The 18786-nt window shown below is 38.5% G+C and carries 17 protein-coding genes; 6 read left to right on the top strand and 11 right to left on the bottom strand.

What is annotated here, in order from left to right; genetic code table 11:
- Positions 1–131: 131 nt before the first annotated feature.
- Positions 132–632 carry a hypothetical protein gene (locus tag K0A91_RS09745; protein WP_295009997.1) on the top strand — a complete coding sequence of 167 codons (501 nt, stop codon included), beginning with the start codon at positions 132–134 and terminating at the stop codon, positions 630–632.
- 159 nt (positions 633–791) lie between these two features.
- Here the strand turns inward: K0A91_RS09745 and K0A91_RS09740 are convergent, their stop codons facing one another.
- The 4 genes from K0A91_RS09740 to K0A91_RS09725 all read right to left on the bottom strand — a co-directional run bounded on the left by K0A91_RS09740 (position 792) and on the right by K0A91_RS09725 (position 4721).
- Entirely contained in the window at positions 792–1298 is a 507-nt protein-coding gene (locus K0A91_RS09740) for a phosphatidylglycerophosphatase A (protein WP_295009996.1), read from the bottom strand.
- Positions 1299–1547: 249 nt separating this feature from the next.
- A complete protein-coding gene (locus K0A91_RS09735; RefSeq protein WP_295009995.1) occupies positions 1548–2738 on the bottom strand; it encodes a sulfate adenylyltransferase in 1191 nt (396 codons plus the stop codon).
- Positions 2716–3603 carry a response regulator gene (locus K0A91_RS09730; RefSeq protein WP_295009994.1) on the bottom strand — a complete coding sequence of 296 codons (888 nt, stop codon included), beginning with the start codon at positions 3601–3603 and terminating at the stop codon, positions 2716–2718. The genes K0A91_RS09735 and K0A91_RS09730 overlap by 23 nt, the downstream gene beginning before the upstream one ends.
- Complete coding sequence (locus tag K0A91_RS09725) at positions 3600–4721, bottom strand: bifunctional 2-C-methyl-D-erythritol 4-phosphate cytidylyltransferase/2-C-methyl-D-erythritol 2,4-cyclodiphosphate synthase (RefSeq protein WP_295009993.1); 1122 nt, start codon at positions 4719–4721, stop codon at positions 3600–3602. The genes K0A91_RS09730 and K0A91_RS09725 overlap by 4 nt, the downstream gene beginning before the upstream one ends.
- Before the next feature lie 220 nt (positions 4722–4941).
- Between K0A91_RS09725 and thiC the strand changes: the two genes are divergently transcribed.
- Positions 4942–6324: a phosphomethylpyrimidine synthase ThiC gene (thiC, locus tag K0A91_RS09720; protein WP_295009992.1), complete on the top strand. Its 1383-nt coding sequence runs from the start codon at positions 4942–4944 to the stop codon at positions 6322–6324.
- Positions 6325–6415: 91 nt separating this feature from the next.
- Complete coding sequence (locus K0A91_RS09715) at positions 6416–7528, top strand: Mrp/NBP35 family ATP-binding protein (RefSeq protein WP_295009991.1); 1113 nt, start codon at positions 6416–6418, stop codon at positions 7526–7528.
- A gap of 250 nt (positions 7529–7778) precedes the next feature.
- Here the strand turns inward: K0A91_RS09715 and K0A91_RS09710 are convergent, their stop codons facing one another.
- The 4 genes from K0A91_RS09710 to K0A91_RS09695 form a co-directional block, all read right to left on the bottom strand.
- Positions 7779–9140: a GGDEF domain-containing protein gene (locus K0A91_RS09710; RefSeq protein ID WP_295009990.1), complete on the bottom strand. Its 1362-nt coding sequence runs from the start codon at positions 9138–9140 to the stop codon at positions 7779–7781.
- Positions 9141–9272: 132 nt separating this feature from the next.
- Entirely contained in the window at positions 9273–9626 is a 354-nt protein-coding gene (locus tag K0A91_RS09705) for a hypothetical protein (protein WP_295009989.1), read from the bottom strand.
- A 78-nt stretch (positions 9627–9704) separates the two neighbouring features.
- Positions 9705–11519: a glutamine--fructose-6-phosphate transaminase (isomerizing) gene (glmS, locus tag K0A91_RS09700; protein WP_295009988.1), complete on the bottom strand. Its 1815-nt coding sequence runs from the start codon at positions 11517–11519 to the stop codon at positions 9705–9707.
- 2 nt (positions 11520–11521) lie between these two features.
- On the bottom strand, positions 11522–14041 hold the full coding sequence (locus K0A91_RS09695) for a DUF294 nucleotidyltransferase-like domain-containing protein (RefSeq protein ID WP_295009987.1): 2520 nt from the start codon (positions 14039–14041) through the stop codon (positions 11522–11524).
- 79 nt (positions 14042–14120) lie between these two features.
- On the opposite strand from K0A91_RS09695, the gene K0A91_RS09690 reads away from it, so the two are divergent.
- The 3 genes from K0A91_RS09690 to K0A91_RS09680 all read left to right on the top strand — a co-directional run bounded on the left by K0A91_RS09690 (position 14121) and on the right by K0A91_RS09680 (position 16826).
- Positions 14121–14408 (top strand): putative quinol monooxygenase, encoded by a 288-nt coding sequence (locus tag K0A91_RS09690; protein WP_295009986.1) that lies wholly within the window; start codon positions 14121–14123, stop codon positions 14406–14408.
- Between the two features lie 136 nt (positions 14409–14544).
- On the top strand, positions 14545–15438 hold the full coding sequence (locus K0A91_RS09685) for a PAS domain-containing protein (RefSeq protein ID WP_295009985.1): 894 nt from the start codon (positions 14545–14547) through the stop codon (positions 15436–15438).
- Positions 15408–16826 carry an EAL domain-containing protein gene (locus K0A91_RS09680; protein ID WP_295009984.1) on the top strand — a complete coding sequence of 473 codons (1419 nt, stop codon included), beginning with the start codon at positions 15408–15410 and terminating at the stop codon, positions 16824–16826. Before K0A91_RS09685 ends, K0A91_RS09680 begins: the two co-directional genes overlap by 31 nt.
- 328 nt (positions 16827–17154) lie before the next feature.
- Here the strand turns inward: K0A91_RS09680 and K0A91_RS09675 are convergent, their stop codons facing one another.
- From K0A91_RS09675 to K0A91_RS09665, 3 genes are all read right to left on the bottom strand, one after another.
- Complete coding sequence (locus K0A91_RS09675) at positions 17155–18099, bottom strand: IS110 family transposase (protein WP_295009983.1); 945 nt, start codon at positions 18097–18099, stop codon at positions 17155–17157.
- A gap of 38 nt (positions 18100–18137) precedes the next feature.
- Positions 18138–18392: a transposase gene (locus tag K0A91_RS09670; RefSeq protein WP_295009982.1), complete on the bottom strand. Its 255-nt coding sequence runs from the start codon at positions 18390–18392 to the stop codon at positions 18138–18140.
- A gap of 230 nt (positions 18393–18622) precedes the next feature.
- Positions 18623–18748 (bottom strand): hypothetical protein, encoded by a 126-nt coding sequence (locus K0A91_RS09665; protein ID WP_295009981.1) that lies wholly within the window; start codon positions 18746–18748, stop codon positions 18623–18625.
- Positions 18749–18786: the final 38 nt, after the last annotated feature.

Raw genomic sequence — 18786 nt, 5'->3', positions numbered from 1 at the left:
TGCTGGTACTGTAGTCCAAAAAGGAAAGAAACCTGTTTATTATTAGCTTTTGTGAAAACTATGAGTCTTTAAGAACACACAACCATATTTTAACTATTTGGTTGATAAATATATTATACGAAGGACTATAAATGGGTAGAGAAGATTTTAGTGATTTAAGAGCGGAATTTGATAAGCTTGTAAAAGAGAGCTGCGTAACTGACGAGTTTGAAAAAAGAGACCCAGATGCAGGAGATAAAGAGGATGAAGAGCCTGTTCCGCAGTTTGTAGATGCGCTGACCTCTAAACTTTTAGCTCCTGCAATCAGCGGAGTTTATCTCTCAAGACTCGATATAAAAAGAATAGCAGAAGCCATAGATGAGTCCCTGCCGATTAAAGAGCGCATAAGAATGATAAGGTCGCTCTTTAGACATACAAACTCAAAAGAGTATCTAAGAAGCGCATTTGCAGAGATTGGCAAACATATAAACGGGCGTATATTGATCTATCAAGAGTTGTCTGAAGCATTTCCATCTTCAAAGTCTATATTTGATGAACATGTAAGCAAATCTAAAAAAACTATGAAGATGTTTGAACAGATAATAGAGGATTTTGAAGAGATTGAACCGTCATCCGACCCTTTATTTATTTAAAACAAAAATAGCGAAGCATTTGCTTCGTTGCTACGCTCGTCACGTACTTTAGTACGCTTCCTTACTAAGCGCCTTGCAACTACATCACTCTTTTAGTTTTGATAGTGTTATCTTTTAATTCTTTTGAGGTTTACTTTTTCTACATGTTAAAAAAATAAATTAAATAATATTTTGAATCTGCAGCCATCCCTGCCAAATAACGGCACTCAAAATTCCAGCAACAAAGCCGGCAACTACATCATCAGCCACAACGCCCACTCCGCCTTTAGCTTCACGGTCAAGTCTGCCTATAATTGAGGGTTTTGTTATGTCAAAATATCTAAAGAGAACAAAAGAGAGCAAACTTTGAACTAAAAATCCGTTTTGCAAATCCCCGACTTCGCTTAAATTCACGCTAATTGCAGGTGCGACGCTCAGTGCAAACCACATCCCCGCAAGCTCGTCTATTACGATTCGCTTGTCATCATGTATAGCGCTTTTTGCCTCATATCTGTTTATCTCGCGAACGGCAATTATGGAGATTAGAAGAGTTGCCAAAAATAGAGTTTGGGCGTCAAAATAGATAAGTATCAGCATGCCAAGAGGAAGCGAAACGAGAGTCCCGACCGTCCCTGGAGCTTTTGGAGATAGCCCGCTGTAGCCTAATGTTATAAAAAACCAGTTCATTCTTTTCCCTTAATTTTGTTTTACACCCTCAAGGGGCACCTAGCAAAATGAAGGAAAACCTCCATTCTAATTTATTACGCCAAAGGAAGTATACCCTCAAGGGGTACCTCGATTCCTTTAGCTACCGCTTCTATGCTAAAGCATGACTTAGAAAAAAAACTAAATTTTTTTTCTGAACACTTAGTTTTATTGTATGCTTTGAAATGGCATACAACACACGTCTTCGGCAGGAAGCCCATCGCGCTAGCGCTAAGTAAGTGATGTTGTTTGATAAAGCTTCATAAGCTCCATATAAAAATCATTCTCCGTATGTTCCTCTAAAAGACCCTCTGTCGGGAGTATGTCGTAGTATAGTTTCTCAAGATTTTTAAATCTTTTTGGATGGAGCTTTGATAAAATAACCGCTGAAATCTCTTTTCTCATAAGAATAGTCGGCGGTAAGATGCCAAGCTCTAGAAGCTCTAAAATAGAGTTTGAGTGGTATGATATCTGGTGATGTTGACCATGCGGACATGTGTTTTTACTCACAAGAGTCGTACATTTATCACAGTAAACATATTCGCTTGCAACGGTAATCTCAATGTCAATGCCCATAACTTTGTCGATAATGGATTTGTTTGAGTTACAGTCGTAAAACATGCCAAGACCGGCATGATTTCGCCCGACTGTAAGTTTGTCGCAGCCGTAATTTTTTGCAACGATAGCGTCAAGTATTATTTCGTTGTATCCGGCAAATATATAGCTGTTCTCTAGTGGCACCACTATGACATGGTTTTTTGTCAAAAAGTTGTTTATAAAAAAGTCTAGCGCCTTGGCTCTTATCTTGTAAGATAGATTTGATTCCGTGTAGGGTTTTAGCAGAAATATTACAAGAAGGTCCGTATTTTCAAGTGTTTGGCGAATAAGCCTCTCATGCGCTCTATGCAGAGGATTCGCCGCCATTACAAGAGCGGTTGTGTGCTTAGCATCTATAAGTTTTTTCGCATCAGCTATTACTTTTCTGTTTGTATTGCTTGATTTGTTTAGAAGTGTGTACTCTCCGCTAACAGCAAGAGAACCAATCCTTTTAATCGTTGTCATAACACCTGGATGAGATGTATCGTCAGTGCCGTAAATCTGCTTTATTCTCTCGCTTGGATCAATATGAAAAACTTCGTCTACTACCAGCGTAGCAAATGGTTTTTCTTCAAAAAGAATTGTAATCTCCTCTCCTTTTGTAAGTGAAGCAAGAACCTCTGCGTTTATTTTTCCGGCAGGTGCGAGTATGAAAGGAAAAGGGAATGATTTGCCGTTTATTAATCCTGTCTTCAGTACACTTCTGCTCCGCTCTTTGTTCATAAGCGATTCAACCGGAGAGAGAAGACCGTCTTTTAATAGCTCAAGCGCGTACGCAGCCTCTTTATCAATAAGAAGAGTTTTATTTTTTCTTGACAATGTCATATTTCTTTCGCTTTTCCCATAAACTTTTACGGCTAATACCGAGTTTTTTAGATAACTCTGTATCTGGAAATTTGTGTTGATAACTTAAAACTATAAACTTTACATAATCCTCTATAGGAAGAATCTCTCCCTGATCAAAGATATTGCTCTCGCTCTTAATCTCTATAACTTTGTACTCATCATCTTCTATCTTGTCTGTGCTTGATATGATGGCTCTTTTGTTCTCAATAAGTGAATATAGAGCTTTTCTGTCACCCTTTTTGAGAGTCTGAAAATCTATAATATAGATAAGTGAATTTCCGCTGATAGACTCTATTTCGCTCATCGCTTTTGGATCGCTAAGCGTTATAAAGTGAAGCGGAAGATTTTTCTTTTTTGCATACTCAAACGCAAAGGAGTCGGCATGTTTTTGATAAGCAGAGGATATAAAAAGCGGAAGTTCTATATTGTCTAAATTGTGTTCGCTTGAGAGAGAAGCGAAGGTGTGAGTAAGATATTTGTCATACGCCGCATTTCTCTTTTTTAGCTTCTCATAATCTTGATAGTGGTTTATCTTTCTGATAAGCTCTTCAATCATAAAAGGCTTAAGGATATAATCTTTTGCGCCCGCAGAGAGAGGTTTTGAAACTGTGTCGTTACTGATATAAGAGACCATTAGAATGATGATTGACTTTTTAAATGTTTCAATGACTGGATTAAAATCTTGACCGTTTATGTTGGTAGAGAGCAAAACAACGTCGTAGTTATTGCTCTTTATAGCATCTCTTGTTGAGGTGCACATTTCGCAAACATTTCCAAGCTCGCTTAGTTTAGTGGCGATGCTTTGGGCCAAATAAACTTCGTTTTCTATAATTAGTATCTTCAAATTTTTGTCCAATCAAAATATTTTAAATTTGCGTTCGCAATAACTCCGACACCTTCGCCGCGTCCTATAAAACCGAGCTTTTCCGTTGTTGTCGCTTTTATGTTCACTCTGCTGGCGTCTATATTTAATATCGCGCTGAGAGTTGTTCTCATAGGCAGCTTGTACTCTCCTACTTTTGGTTTCTCGGCAGCTATCGTTATATCTACGTTTACTATAATGAAACCGAATTGCTCAAGTTTTGTAACGACTCTCTTCAACAGCTCTTTTGAGTCTATACCTTTGTAGATGTCGCTGCTATCAGGAAACATCATGCCGATATCTCCCATACCAGCAGCGCCCAGAAGTGCGTCGATAAGAGCATGGATTGCAACGTCTCCGTCACTGTGCGCAAGAAAGCCGTAATCAGACTCTATTTTAACGCCTCCGAGGTACATATTGCCTTTTGCATCAAAAGCGTGGACATCAAAACCTACTCCGCTAAGTGTGTCGCTTGAGGGAGGAGCAAGGCACTTAAGCTTCTTTAAGTCCCCTATGTGTGTTATCTTGTGAGCACTCTCTTCACCTAAAATAAACTCTCTTTTTCCGCCGTTTGCAACTATTGCGCTGCTCTCATCCGTAAACTCTTCATTTAGAAGAAGAGCCTCTTTTAGTGCCGATGTTCTAGAGAGTTGCGGAGTTTGAATTCGCATAACTTTCTCTCTGTTAATGGTTTTTCCATCATAAACAATTGTGTCTGTGGCACCAAGGTAAGGTACGATGCAGTCGCTTTCTCCTATGTGAGAGACAATCTTTTTCAAAAACTCATCGCTTATGCAAGAACGCGCTATATCGCTCACCAAAACATACTCGGTATCTACATGCACAAGTGAGTTTTTAAGGGACTGCTGTCTAGTGGCACCGCCCTCTACAAACGTGTAAGGAGCATAATATTTCATAAACTCTATATCATCTGCCGAAGAGGCTACGATAATTTTGCCAAAGTGCTTACTTTTTTCACATTTTTCTGCTACAAATTGCCACAAAGGCTGGTTTTCTACTCTAAGCCACTGCTTCTTAACATCTTGTCCAAAGCGCGACGAGCTGCCTGCGGCGAGTAAAATAAGTGTCAAATTAGACAATTAAGACTCCTGAAATCTTTAAGTGTTACGAAATTATACACAGCGAAAGCTTTTTTTTATCTTGAACAGATAAGCTATCCTAAGTAATATTCCTATAAAAGCATCTCTGAAACAGATAAATTATAAAATCAAATAATCATCTTAATATTATATTAACTTTATTTGATTATATTTCCAATACTTTAATATATATTATATATAATTTTTATAGGAGAAAGTAATGAGGACATCATGGGTAAAAAAGCGTCAAAACGATCCTGTAAGAACGCAGATGTATTATGCGAAAAAGGGCATGATAACAGAGGAGATGGAGTATGTCGCAAAGATAGAAGAGCTCTCTCCTGAACTGGTTCGCAGTGAGATAGCAAGAGGGCGATTAATCATCCCTGCAAACATAAATCACACCTCATTGGAGCCTATGGCAATAGGTATCGCTTCAAAGTGTAAGATAAATGCAAATATCGGCTCTTCTGCAATCGCTTCAGATGTGCAGGGCGAAGTTGAGAAGATGCAGGTATCTCAGCACTATAAAGCAGATACGGCGATGGATTTATCAACAGGCGGAGATTTGGATGAAATCCGCAAAGCGGTAATCGCATCTTCTAAAATCCCAATCGGAACGGTACCTATATATCAAATTCTTCATGACGTAGGAAACAAGATTGAGGATTTAAGCATAGAAGTTATGCTTGAGGTTTTAGAGCGTCAGGCAAAGCAGGGAGTTAGTTATTTTACTATTCATGCAGGTTTCTTGCTTGAGACTATGCCAAAAATCGCTAAAAGAAAGATGGGAATAGTAAGCCGCGGCGGAAGCTTGATGGCAGCTTGGATGATGCACTATCACAGAGAAAACCCGTTTTATACGGCATTTGATGCTATTTTAGACATCTGTGCAAAATATGACGTTGCTTTGTCTTTGGGAGATTCACTTCGCCCTGGATGTTTGGCAGATGCAAGTGATGATGCACAGCTTGGCGAGTTGAAAGTTTTGGGCGATTTGACTCTTCGCGCGTGGGAGAAGGATGTTCAGGTTATGATTGAAGGTCCTGGGCACGTGCCTCTAAACCAGATTGAGCGCAATATGAAGCTTCAGCGCGAACTTTGTCATGAGGCGCCGTTTTATATATTAGGACCTTTGGTTACTGATATTGCCGCTGGATATGACCATATAAGTTCAGCAATAGGCGCGGCGGTCGGCGGATGGCACGGGGCAAGTATGCTCTGCTACGTTACGCCAAAAGAGCATTTAGGCTTGCCAAATGCAAATGATGTACGCGAGGGGATTATCGCTTATAAGATAGCGGCTCACGCGGCAGATATTGCAAGAGGGCGCAAAGGTGCCAGAGATATTGACGATGAGATGAGTGACGCAAGATATAGCTTTAACTGGGAGAGACAGTTTGAGTTAGCACTTGACAGCGAGCGCGCTCGTGAATACCATGATGAAACTCTCCCTCAGGACGTCTTTAAAGAGGCAGAGTTTTGTTCAATGTGTGGACCTAAATTTTGTTCATACAAGATAACGCAAAGCATTATGGATAATCCTGAAGCGATTGAGCAAATCGCAAGAGAAGCTAAACAGAGAGAGGCTCTTGAAGCTTAATAAAGAGAATTAATTGATATGGGATAATTTTTGTCTTATTTAATTATGGTAAAGTTTCAAAAAATAAAATTTATAAAGGAAATAAAGATAAATGACTAAAGATATTGTAAATTCAGCACTCTCAAAAGTTCTATATCCTGGTTTTACTAAGGATATTGTTACTTTTGGTTTTGTAAATAGTATAGAGATTAACGGCAGTGATGTCAGCTTTAACGTAGATATCACATCAAGTGCGCCTGAAGTTGCACAGCAGATTATAGACGATGCGACGCAAGAGTTAAAGGCGGCAGGTGCTAAAAATGTGACAGTAAACATAAAAGCTCCAAAAATGCCTGAGCCTCCAAAGCCAAAAAGCAAAAACATAGCTCCGCATATTAAAAACTTTTTAATGGTAAGCTCCGGCAAAGGCGGGGTTGGCAAATCAACAACGTCTGTAAACATTGCTATCGCACTTGCTGCACAGGGCAAAAAAGTAGGATTGCTTGATGCCGATATCTACGGGCCGAATATTCCTCGCATGATGGGGATTGCAGATCTTAAACCTGAAGTAAACGGAAATAAAGTTCTTCCTATGAAAGCTTACGGAATTGAAGTTATGTCAATGGGTTCGTTGATGGAACCTGGTCAGTCGCTTATGTGGCGCGGGGCTATGATTATGAAGGCAATCGAGCAGTTCTTAAGAGATATTTTATGGAGTGACTTAGATGTTCTGGTTATCGATATGCCTCCGGGAACTGGTGACGCTCAGCTTACGCTGGCTCAAAGTGTACCTGTGACCGCGGGACTTACTGTTACAACTCCTCAAGCGGTTTCTCTTGATGATTCTCGCCGTTCACTTGATATGTTTAGAAAATTAAACATTCCAATAGCTGGAATTGTTGAGAATATGAGCGGATTTATAGCGCCTGACACTGGTGTAGAGTATGATATTTTTGGAAAAGGAACTTCACAGCCTATGGCAGATGAGTTCAATACTAAAATAATTGCAGAGATTCCTATTGAGCCCTCAATTAGAACAGGCGGAGATGAGGGTAAACCGATTACTTTTGTAAATCCAACCAGTGAGAGCGCAAAGCGTTATATGGCTGCTGCAGCTTCTGTTTGGGCTACAATCGAAGAGGTAAATGCAAAGGGCGGGGCAAGCAATGAGTCTGTTCAGCCGACTACACCTCCGGGTGTAAGTGCTTGCAGCACTAAACACTAGTTTACAAAATTAAAGTAGTAACGCACTTGCTGCGTTGCTCAACTCGTCACATACTTCAAGTATGCTTCCTCGTTCGCGCCTTGCAATTACATCACTCTTTTAATTTTTTATGGCTTTACACACTGTTTATAAAAATTGTAAAACACCTTGTAATTCTCGAAAAACAAAGTTTTTCGTAGCTTTAGGGGGTTGTAGGGACATTTGTCCCTGCCACTAAAACGGACGCGTTCGTTTTAGTGCGTAACATCAGTTAAAACTCTTCGCCGCTTTTGAACATCTCAGGTTTAAACTCTACTATCTTGTTTCTTCCACTGTTTTTCGCCTCATAAAGAGCCGTATCTGCATACTTGATACATTTCCAGATGGTATCGCCATCCGTCGGGAATTTTGCTATACCTATACTTATGGTTTTTTTCAGAGGCTCGCCTGTACCTACATCAAAAGAGAGCTTTGCAAACTCGGAATGTATTTTAGCAGCAACCTGCATGACACCTTCATCAGTCGCATTGCCAAGAAGCACTACAAACTCTTCTCCGCCGTAGCGAATCGCCAAGTCTGCCTCTCTGATGCTGTTTTTGAGAACTTTTGCAAGTGCGACTATAACCTTATCGCCGATATCATGTCCGTATGTGTCGTTTACCATTTTAAAGAAATCTACATCAAGCATTAAAACAGCATATGTCTCTTTTTGTCTGTTTGCATGGCTCATTATCTTGTCAATTATCTCTTCAAGGAATCTTCTGTTGTATAACCCAGTCATGCCGTCACGAAGAGAGGTATCGCGTAATCTTTCCATTAAAATCTGGCTCTCTATGACCGGTTTTGCAGCTTCAAGGTAGTGTCTGATGCTTGATATATTTTTCTTCATAAGTTCGACTTCTTCTATCTTTTCGGACGTCATGGAAACAGTTAAAGAGATGTCGTGATTTATGGTAAATGGTATACACACATAGTTATCATTTGTACCTAAACATGCTTTACATAGGTTTGGAAACTCTGTAGAAATAGTTACGCTGCCTGTTCTAAACGCTCTGCACTCCAGCGCATTTTTATTGGTTTTTTCAAAGCACATAGGCTTTTCTTCAGTAGTATAGATTAATTTTCTCTCTGTAGTTACATTGTTGACTTCAAAAAAAGCAAAGTGACCTACATGATATTTTAGCTTGAGTATATCTATGATTCTTCCATATACTTCATCTTTAGAGCCGTCTAACTCAATAGTTTTTTTGAATTTGTAAATATCTGAGAGTTCACTAATAATCGTTTTTGCTTCATATAATGGGTCGTTTGAAGAGATGCACCCCTGAGGTATGAATGTGGCAAGGTTGTATTTTATATCCCCAAATGTCTCTTGCATCTTTCTAAAGAGAGAGTTCATCTGCTCTACGACATTTCTTGCATCTCCTCCTACTTTAGAGACAAACTGATGTGTAAAATCTCCCTTGTAGGCCTTTTTTATACCGCTTTGAAGATTTGAGAAGAGATTTAAGTACGGAGTAACGTAGTAGTTTATCAAAGCAAGCACGACAATTATAAAGAGCAGGTTTATTCCTAATATCTTAAGAATTGTTATCATCCCGCTACTTCTCATATCGCTTATATCAAATTCCATACTGATAATGCCAAGCGTATCGCCTCTCTCAACATTGTGGCATGATATACAGTTAGTATTGTCACTAGGATTTGAAGCTTTATACGGAATGGTAACTCTTAGAATGCCGCTCCTTGCATCTTCAGTAACTCTTTAAACACTCTCGCCTGTTCTTAAAACCTCCTTGTCAATCGCGTCTCTTATCGTTTCGTTATACAGGCCTTCGCCGTACTGAGAGATAACATTCTCGCCTCTTGCAATCCATAGAGATTTTATATTATTGTTTGCGGCAATTTTGTTCAAAAAGTATTCTCTTTTGTCCATCATGCCGTTTACCATATGAGCAGTCAAACCGTCTTTTACGATGTTTGCCGCCATCTGTGATTTATCAAGCGCATTGTTTATGCTGTACTCTCTAAAATTAAGAGAAATATTGACTATTGTCGCTGCGGTAAGCCCAAGAAGCATAAATGTAACTATAGCTAGAAGTCTAGATTTTGTTCTCATATGGAATCTTTCGTGATGATTTTATGTAATTTTAATAGTACCTAAGAAAATATAAATTTAGTTTTAAATAAGGAATGATTATTCGACAGTTACGCTTTTTGCTAAATTTCTAGGCATATCTACATCATTACCTAATCTTATAGATATCTCAAGAGAGAGCAGCTGAAGCACTACCATCATCTCAAAAAATTCTAACATGTAGTGTCTACACTCTGAGATTTGTATGAAATCATCAGCTTTATCAAACTCTATCTGACTTATCGCACATATAGTGGAGTCTCTAGCACTCAGCTCCTCTATATTGCTTTTTGATTTTTCATAGTGGAGATGTTTTGGCAAAAGTGCAATCGTAAAGAGTTCAGGGTCTGCAAGCGCAATAGGACCGTGCTTCATCTCTCCTGCAGGGTATCCCTCTGCATGCAGATATGAAATCTCTTTTAGTTTTAGTGCACCCTCCAATGCTAATGGATAAAAAATATCTCTTCCTATAAAGAAAAAGCCGTGTCCATGAAGATATCTTTTTGACAATCTTTTGATGCGCTCGTGCATATCGTCGTTTACTTTTACATGTGATGGAATTTCACGCAAGATTGAGATGTGCGAGGCTATTTCGTTTTTGCTAAGAGAGCCTTTAATCTTTGCCACATATAAAGATAGCATCCAAAAAACCGCAACCTGCGTTGCAAAAGCTTTTGTTGAAGCAACCCCTTTTTCTATGCCTGCTCTTGTTAAAATTGTCGCATCAGCCAATCTAACCATTGAGGAGTTGTCGACATTGCAGATAACCAAAGTTTTCAGTCCCGCCGCTTTTGCCATCTTAAGAGTCTCAAGCGTGTCGGCAGTCTCGCCGCTTTGAGAGATTACTACAAAAAGAGTGTCTTTTGTCATTATCGGCTCTCTGTATCTAAACTCGCTTGCAATCTCTAGCGAAGTTTTTATCTTTGAGTAGCGTTCAAATAGGTATGACGCGCTCATGGCAGAGTGGTATGAAGTTCCGCACGCGCAGAGTTTTATCTCGTTTATGCCATCAAAAAGAGTTTTGTCAAATTCGTCAAATAGAATCTCGCCATCTCCGAGTCTTCCCATCATTGTGTCGGAAATTACGGTACTCTGTTCATAAATCTCTTTTTCCATGAAAAATCTAAAGCCGTCTTTTTGAGCAAGCAGTTTGTTTTGAGTCAGCTGTGAAAACTTAACCTCTTTTTTAACGCCTTTTTTGTCAAAGATAGTTATCTCTTTTGGTGTTACATATCCGTAGTCACCGTCATCAAAGTAGTTTACGCTTTGGCAATGCCCGATGAGCGGAGTGTCTGAGGATGCAAAATATTTCTCATTCTCGGCGTTAATTCCAACAAGCATCGGTGAGCCGTGTTTTGCAAAAAAGATTGTGTCAGGCTCTGTTTTTGTAACAAGCAAAATAGCGTAAGCCCCTTGAAGCTCTGAGACTGTTTTTGTAAAAGCTTCAAATGAGTTTTTTGCGCTCTTTTGATTTTTTTCAAACTGATGAACTATGACTTCTGTATCGGTCTGGCTTAAAAACGTTACACCGCTTGTCTGAAGCTCTTTTTTTAGAGCCGCGTAGTTTTCAATGATTCCGTTGTGAACTACATAGGAGTTTTCACCTAAGTGCGGGTGAGCGTTTAGCTCGGTTGGCTTTCCGTGCGTTGCCCATCTAGTATGGCCGATTCCTATTGCAAAACCTTCTGTCTTAAAATCTTTTGTCTTTTCTTCAAGGTTGACCAGTTTTCCTACCGCTTTGAAGTTTGAAAACTCCCCGTCTTCCAAAACAGCGATTCCTGCCGAGTCGTAGCCGCGATATTCAAGCTCTTTAAGTCCGTCTAATAAAATTTGTTTTGTATTTTTTTGCCCAAGATAGCCCACAATTCCGCACATGTTTAGTTGCCTTTTGTCAATAATTGATATATTTTCTCGACATTATTGCATATATCGTTTTGTTTTTCAATTAAGAAGCTGTCTCTTACCTTGTGTTTAGTGCTGTGAATTTTTGCGGTTGCGACATTTATCTTAAGTTCTTCAAAACACTCCAAGATATAAGCCAAAAGACCTTTCTGATTTTGCGTGTTTACATTTACTTCTGCATAGGTGAGCGAGTGTTCACAATCGATGCTTATCTCATCTTTGTGTATCGTTACGTCTTTTAACTTTATATGTTTGCTCATGTCAAAGGCGTTGTTTACAATATTTTCTATTCTGACTGCTTCGTTTTCGTCTACATGTTCGATGAACTCTATCTTAAAATATTTCACTCCGTCAAAGAGCGTGAAAATCTCCATGGAAGCGACGTCAAGATGGCTGAGCATTGCAAGCAGATAGCCGATGTTGAGCGGAATTTTTCTGTAAATCTCTATGCTGAGGGATTTATCTGTATTTATTGAGTAAAAATACTCTTTTGTCTCTTTTGCTTTTTTTGCTATTTCTATGATGTCCTGCGGCGTATGTTTAAAAAAGAAGAGATTTGATTCTACCCGCAGAAGTTTGTTTTGAAGCAGTTTTGGCAGTTCTGAAAATTCAGGAAGTTTTGCAACGCGTTTTTCTATATTTATTCTCTTTGTCGCATCATTTATTCTTCCTGCGTTTTGGGCAACTTCAAGCGTGCTGACGTAGAGCTCATTCAGAAGATTTGAGCCAAACGAGTTAAATACACCCTCTCCGACACCGTTAATATCCGCGTATGTGAGCACGTAAAGAAGCTTTAAAATTTCTACGTCTTCAACGGCAGACATAAATTTATAGAGAGTTTTTTCATTATGGATATTCTCTTTAAAAGCGACGTTGCTCATAGTTACATGTTGTTTTATCAGAGTGACAGATCTTTGTATATCTTCATCTTTTAACTTCATCTTTTTTACAAAGGGTGCTATGAGTTTTGCACCGACTTCGCTATGGTCTTGAACTCTCCCTTTTCCGCTGTCGTGAAAGAGAGTCACTATTTTTAAAAGCACTCTTTCATCTTCGCTAAACTCATCATAAAGTTTTTTGATAAAAGGCTCTTTGATATCTTCTAACGCTTCAACGCATTTTATAGAGTGGATATCTACGGGATAGTGATGGTAGCCGTCAAACTGCGGCATATGAAGCACTTTTTTAAATGCGCCAAAGAGATGGTGAAGCACTCCTGCATCATAAAAGAGCTTTAAAAAAGAGTACATGTAGTTTTTCTTAAATAGCTCTTTTAAGAGCATATGTGTTTTTGCCTGAAGCGGATGCGATATTTTTGTGTATGTAAATTGACGTAAAAATCCTGCGTCAAAATGGTATGGCTTGTCTGGAAGCGAAACTAAAATCTCCAGCAGTTTGTTAATGGGCTCAATCGGCATATTGTAAGAGGCGTAAACTCTGCTCTCAAACTCATAAACTCCTTTTGTAAGACGGTTTTTTCTAAGCATAGCAATACGTGACATGTCAAAAATATATGCTCTTGTCATCTTCTTGACAAAAATTTGAGTAAAGTTGCTTATGCGCCACTGTGCTTCAAGGACTTTTGTGACCATCTTTTGCTGATTGGCAAATCCAAGAAGACGGCTGACCTCAGGAATATACTCCAAAAGAAGCCTGTCCTCTTGTTTACGCGAAACAAGATGCAGAGCGCTTCTGACACGAAAGAGCAGTTCCAGCGCCATACGGTACTCTTTGTACTCATCATCGGAAAACACTTCTCCCGTGAGCTCTTTTAGGCTTTTTACACCATAGATGGTTTGTGCAATCCAAAATATAAGGTTAGAGTCGCGAAGTCCGCCGACACTCTCTTTGATATTTGGCTGCATCGAGTTTGGGTATTTTTTGCGTCTGCCTTGAGCCTCTTCGATTTTTGCAAGAATAAACTCTTTTTGATTGTGCAGGCGGATTTTATTTAGCTCTCTGCTTGTTGCGTGCCAAGTCAGAGTCGAGCCCGTCACAAATCTAGCCTCCATAAGAGAGGTTCTTATGGTTATGTCTTCATTGCTTGCACGGAACAGATCATTGACTTCATGGACTCTGTGCCCAAGTTTTAGACCCGCATCGAGTGCTAGATAGAAGAGCTTTTCAATTATAAGCTCGCTTTTAAAACCCTCTATATTTTCATAAACTATAAGCAGGTCTATATCGCTGTGAACGCAGAGCTGCTCCCTGCCGTAACTTCCAAGTGCGACAATTGCAATCGGAATGGAGCTTCTCATCGGCAGATAGTTCCCAAATATGCGTCTTAAAACAGTTTTGTACATGAGAGATATGATGGAGTCAAGCTGTTTCGTGTGGCGAACCAGAAAATCCTTGCCCTGACTCTTTTGAAACTGCTCGCCCAGAGAGGTTTTATACTCATCTATGCAGGCTTTAAAGAGTTTTGAGAGCTCAAAGTCAGTGCCGTTTTTCTCTATAATATCTTCAATATGCAGAACTAAATCCAAAGCAGACATCCTAATTTTTTTTAATATTATATTCTAATTAGGTATAATCATCCGATTAAAATTTAACCACTCAAAATGAGGATTAGTGATGACAATAACAAAAAAAGTGACATTTATTGCAAAAAAAGAGAACATAGAGAAGATGAAAGAGCTCTTGAGCGCCATGGTAAAACCAAGCAAAGCAGAAGACGGATGTATTATTTACGATATTTTTCAGTGCAAGGATAGACCTGAGAAGTTTTTTGCAGTAGAGACTTGGAGAGATGAAGCCGCGCTTGATGGGCATAAAGCAACCGAACACTATAAAATCTACAAATCAAGCTATGAGCCGTACTGCAAAGACAAATATAGCGACGAGTTAGAGGTTTTGGGGTAGTAATTTGAGATATACTCCGGAAGTTAAACCTCCGCTTTTCCAAACTCATATACAAAACTTAGAATGAGAAAAGTGGAGATTCATTCACAGGGGCGTAATTCATGGTAAGATATTTAAACTCAACAATCGGGCACAGATGAAACTCAAATCAGATACCATGTTTCTTATTGCTATTTTTATTTTTTTCACGCTCGCAGTCACTCTCTTTAGTTACTATGAATACCGACAAAATAAAATAGAGCTCTATCATCAAATCGACGAAAAGCTTCTTGCTTCGGCAAATGGAGCCTCTCTTGTTTTACCCCCTGATTTTCATAGCCGTGCGGTTGAGCCTTCGTCAATTGCTAAAACAGAAGATGACTCCAATATTGACCGCCTAAGCCGTTTTGCCAAATGGCAAAAAGTAGTGTATATCTACACAATGATCCAAAAAAATGGCAAGATTTATTTTACCGCGTCAAGTGCTACCGATGAAGAACGTAAAAGCGGTATCAATCTCACCCGTTATTTTGACTCCTATGATGGTGCAAGCGATGAGCTGAAAAATGTTTTTCGTACCCAGAAAAAACAGTTTGCCGAATATACGGATAAATGGGGAACTTTTCGAAGTGTTTTTATCCCCATGAAAAGCCAAGAGGGGGCATTATATGTCGTAGGAGCCGATATTAAAATCGATACGATTAAGCAAACTCTCAATGAGAAAGCCATCAACCTCTTGCTGCATCTTGCTGTTGCCATCATGCTTACTCTCCCGTTTTTCATATGGCGTTTATGGCATTTATGGCAACTCAATAGCCGTTTATCGGAAAATAACGATGTCCTCGGGCAAGAGGTCGAAGAGGGAGAAAAAAAACTCAATCAGCACTATATTGAGCTTCAGGCCATTCTTGATGCAACAAAAGAGAGTATTTTCTTACTGGATAAAGATGGTATTATCTTGACGATTAACAGTACTGCCGCCACAAGAATGCATAAAGAGCCATCAGAGTTGTTGGGCCGATGTGTTTACAATTTTTTTCCCCTGAATTAGCGCAACAACGGCGTATCAACGTAGAAGAAACGTTTACTACCGGCATTGGAATAGATGTTGAAGATAGCCGCGAGGATATATTTTTTTCCACCAATTATTATCCAGTCTTTGATAAAAACAATCATGTAGTATCTGTTGCTGTATTTGCACGAGATATTACTGAGCAAAAACGTTCCAATGAGCGTATCCAGCACCTCTTAACATTTGATTCTCTCACCGGATTACCCAACCGCCAAAGGCTTCTGCAGGATTTAGAAGAGCATCAGCCCAGCGGATGTGCAATCTTTAACATCGACAATTTCAAAGAGATTAACGATTTTTTCGGAATCGCTGTTGGTGATACTCTACTCTGTTTAGTGAGTGAATGGTTTAAAACAATGGGCTTTTCCCCTTATAGAATCGGAGGGGATGAATTCGCCATTTTATTTTATGTAACGATAACACAAGATAACCTATACAGTCGCATAACTGCACTTATATCAGCACTAGATGAAGAACGCTTTCTTGTCGAAAATGAAACACTCGATGTTCATATGAGTACCGGAGTGGCAATGGGTACCCATAAACTTCTTACCCGTGCCGATATCGCATTGCATAGGGCTAAAGAGCAAAAAATTCCGCTCGCATTTTACAAAGAATCTGAAAATGTAGAAAAACAGTATCATAACAATATCGCTATGGCAAGCACAATCCGCAAAGCATTAGCCGAGGGACGCATCGTCTGCCATTATCAGCCGATTGTTAATATTTCGACAGGCAAGATTGAGAAGTATGAAACATTAGTGCGAATGATTGATGAGGATGGGACTATTATTATGCCACTGCAATTTCTCCCGATTGCAAAAAAAACAAAGCTCTACTCCCGTATTACCAAAGAGGTCATCCATCAGGCGTGTCATCTCTTCAGCAACCGCACCGAAGAGTTTTCCGTCAATATATCAATCTATGATATTCATAATCCTTCTATGGTAGAAGAGATTATTGCAACAATTATACAAACGGGGACTGCATCCCGCATTGTTTTTGAAGTTCTGGAGTCTGAAGGAATTGAAAACTATCAAGAGATGACACAATTTATCAGTAAAATTAAAGCACTTGGAGCCAAAATAGCCATCGATGATTTTGGTACGGGGTATTCCAATTTTGAACATATACTCAAGCTAGATGTGGATTATATTAAAGTCGATGGTTCACTGATACAAAAAATCACTGATAATCAACGGAATCGCATCATCGTTGAAACGATTGTTGATTTTGCACAAAAGGTTGGAGCGAAAACCATTGCCGAGTTTGTTAGCGATGAGGCGATATATAGTGCCGTCAAAGAGATTGGGGTCGATTATTCCCAAGGATATTATACCGGCAAGCCAGCGCCGCTTTTAAATTAAACCCCTGTGAGAAAAATAAAATAGTCCAACTTTTTGTTGGACTATAAAACAAGAGAAGCCTTTTTATAAAGAATAACTTAAAAAGCAAGGAAAATAAGAAATAGACATCAGTTTATGAACAATTTCATTTCAAAGAACAATGCAAGAGCTAAAATCTTGCAAGTTTGATTTTTTAAATACTCTCTGAATATATCCAGTTTCTAGAATTTGGATGAGAGTATTTTGATAATCAAACTATATAGTTAAATGTATAACTATGTCGTTTGGTTAACAATTTAGTAATGATTTAAGTACTAACTTGCGATCTTTAACTTATCACTGTTTATGACTAATTTGTAAATACACGATTTGGATTATAAGGTGTGTTATATTTAAAAATAGAGTATATGACAGTTGCAAGTTTTCTTGAAACTGCGACTAAAGCCTCTTTTTTAGATTTACCTTGACTTCGTTTGGTGTCATAGAGTTGTTTCATTTGTTTGTTATGTATCAAACAACTTGTAGCACTCAGATAAAGAGCATGTTTAACCAAAGAAGAACCTCTTTTACTAAGATGACCAATACTCTTGGAATTTCCAGAACTATTTTCCGTTGGAAAGAGTCCAAGATAACCAACAAACTTAGGTATAGATGGAAACCTTGTGAGGTCTCCACATTCACTAATGACAGCAGCAACGGTTTTATCACTCACGCCAGGTATAGTTTTTAGATTATCAATAAGAGTATTGCCTGCTGGTAGTTCGTCAAGACTTGAATTATTAATACCTTTTTTATCAAGCAAAGAGAGTATCTCAGCCTCAATAATATCAATCTCACTAAGATACATTTTTAAAAGCCTTATTGTGCTTCTAATGGCAATTGCTCTTGCCTCTTTAGCTTTACCTGAATAGATAGATTCTCTTGAGAGCTCCAATAGCTTTAAAGCCTTATCTTTATTAAAATTATTACCCTGAATATGGGCAAATATTTTCATAATTCTATCAACACTGCTATGCTTGTAGTGATGTGCCGTTGGATACTTATCAAGTAGAGCCAGCCCACTGATAGTGAATGGATTTGTAAAGCTCTCGAACTCTGGAAATGTAACTGTTATTTGAGTGAGAATTCTCTTCTTGACTTCTTTCATGTCAGATTGAATAGAAGCACGATTTCTATAAAGCGTTCTCAAGCTCTGATACTCATCATCAGTAACATAGCCCGATGAGTATTTACCATCTTTTAAAAAGAGTGCTATGACTAAAGAATCAATATTGTCATTTTTGACTTTTTTCATAGTAATACGCTCTCTATACCTTGAAGTTTGAAATGGATTCAAAAGTTTAACACTATATAGCCCTTAGATTTCAAAAACTCTAATAGATTCTCACCGTAAATACCTGTTGCTTCTATACCGATAGTAAAGTCATCTTTATTTAAAGTGACACTCTCTAAAATAGTTAGCAGTTTTTCAAATCCTTTAGAATCATTATTGATTTTAAAAGGCTTGTTAGTAACTTTTGTTTCATTATTATCAATAACTGAAACAACATGAAATGATTTGGCAATATCTATTCCTACATAATACATCTTTATAATCCTTGTCGTGTAATCTTTGGTTGCCTAACTCTAAAGCAAAAGCTAAAAAGTTAGAGTTCACAGCCTCGTTAATCTATATGTTGTAGGTGCTAAAATAACAGCTACCCCAACAGCTTTTAATAAGTGATCAACAACTAAAGATATCAACTGGCTTAATGATGTAGTCAGTAGATATAAAAATATTTTCATATCCTGCTATAAGGAGTCAACTATAAAGAAACCTAACTAAAAAACATTAAATTTACAGTTTCATTTAGAAACTGCATATAACGGTTTATCCGGACACCTCTGTCGGTTTCATTCGGACAGTTGAAGAAGAGATATTTTCTGTGGCGATATTTTAGCATAAGTGTCCGAATGATTTTTTATTTCTCTTGGATTTTTT

Origin of the sequence: Sulfurimonas sp., assembly GCF_019429335.1 — a bacterium.
Taxonomy (GTDB): domain Bacteria; phylum Campylobacterota; class Campylobacteria; order Campylobacterales; family Sulfurimonadaceae; genus Sulfurimonas.
This window is presented reverse-complemented; position numbering and strand designations above follow the sequence as displayed.

Coding starts and splice junctions, on each gene's coding strand:
- K0A91_RS09745 (WP_295009997.1), top strand. CDS start 132: ATGGGTAGAGAAGATTTTAGTGATTTAAGAGCGGAATTTGATAAGCTT.
- K0A91_RS09740 (WP_295009996.1), bottom strand. CDS start 1,298: ATGAACTGGTTTTTTATAACATTAGGCTACAGCGGGCTATCTCCAAAA.
- K0A91_RS09735 (WP_295009995.1), bottom strand. CDS start 2,738: ATGACATTGTCAAGAAAAAATAAAACTCTTCTTATTGATAAAGAGGCT.
- thiC (WP_295009992.1), top strand. CDS start 4,942: ATGAGGACATCATGGGTAAAAAAGCGTCAAAACGATCCTGTAAGAACG.
- K0A91_RS09715 (WP_295009991.1), top strand. CDS start 6,416: ATGACTAAAGATATTGTAAATTCAGCACTCTCAAAAGTTCTATATCCT.
- K0A91_RS09710 (WP_295009990.1), bottom strand. CDS start 9,140: ATGGAATTTGATATAAGCGATATGAGAAGTAGCGGGATGATAACAATT.
- K0A91_RS09705 (WP_295009989.1), bottom strand. CDS start 9,626: ATGAGAACAAAATCTAGACTTCTAGCTATAGTTACATTTATGCTTCTT.
- glmS (WP_295009988.1), bottom strand. CDS start 11,519: ATGTGCGGAATTGTGGGCTATCTTGGGCAAAAAAATACAAAACAAATT.
- K0A91_RS09695 (WP_295009987.1), bottom strand. CDS start 14,041: ATGTCTGCTTTGGATTTAGTTCTGCATATTGAAGATATTATAGAGAAA.
- K0A91_RS09690 (WP_295009986.1), top strand. CDS start 14,121: ATGACAATAACAAAAAAAGTGACATTTATTGCAAAAAAAGAGAACATA.
- K0A91_RS09685 (WP_295009985.1), top strand. CDS start 14,545: ATGAAACTCAAATCAGATACCATGTTTCTTATTGCTATTTTTATTTTT.
- K0A91_RS09680 (WP_295009984.1), top strand. CDS start 15,408: ATGTGTTTACAATTTTTTTCCCCTGAATTAGCGCAACAACGGCGTATC.
- K0A91_RS09675 (WP_295009983.1), bottom strand. CDS start 18,099: ATGAAAAAAGTCAAAAATGACAATATTGATTCTTTAGTCATAGCACTC.
- K0A91_RS09670 (WP_295009982.1), bottom strand. CDS start 18,392: ATGTATTATGTAGGAATAGATATTGCCAAATCATTTCATGTTGTTTCA.
- K0A91_RS09665 (WP_295009981.1), bottom strand. CDS start 18,748: ATGCTAAAATATCGCCACAGAAAATATCTCTTCTTCAACTGTCCGAAT.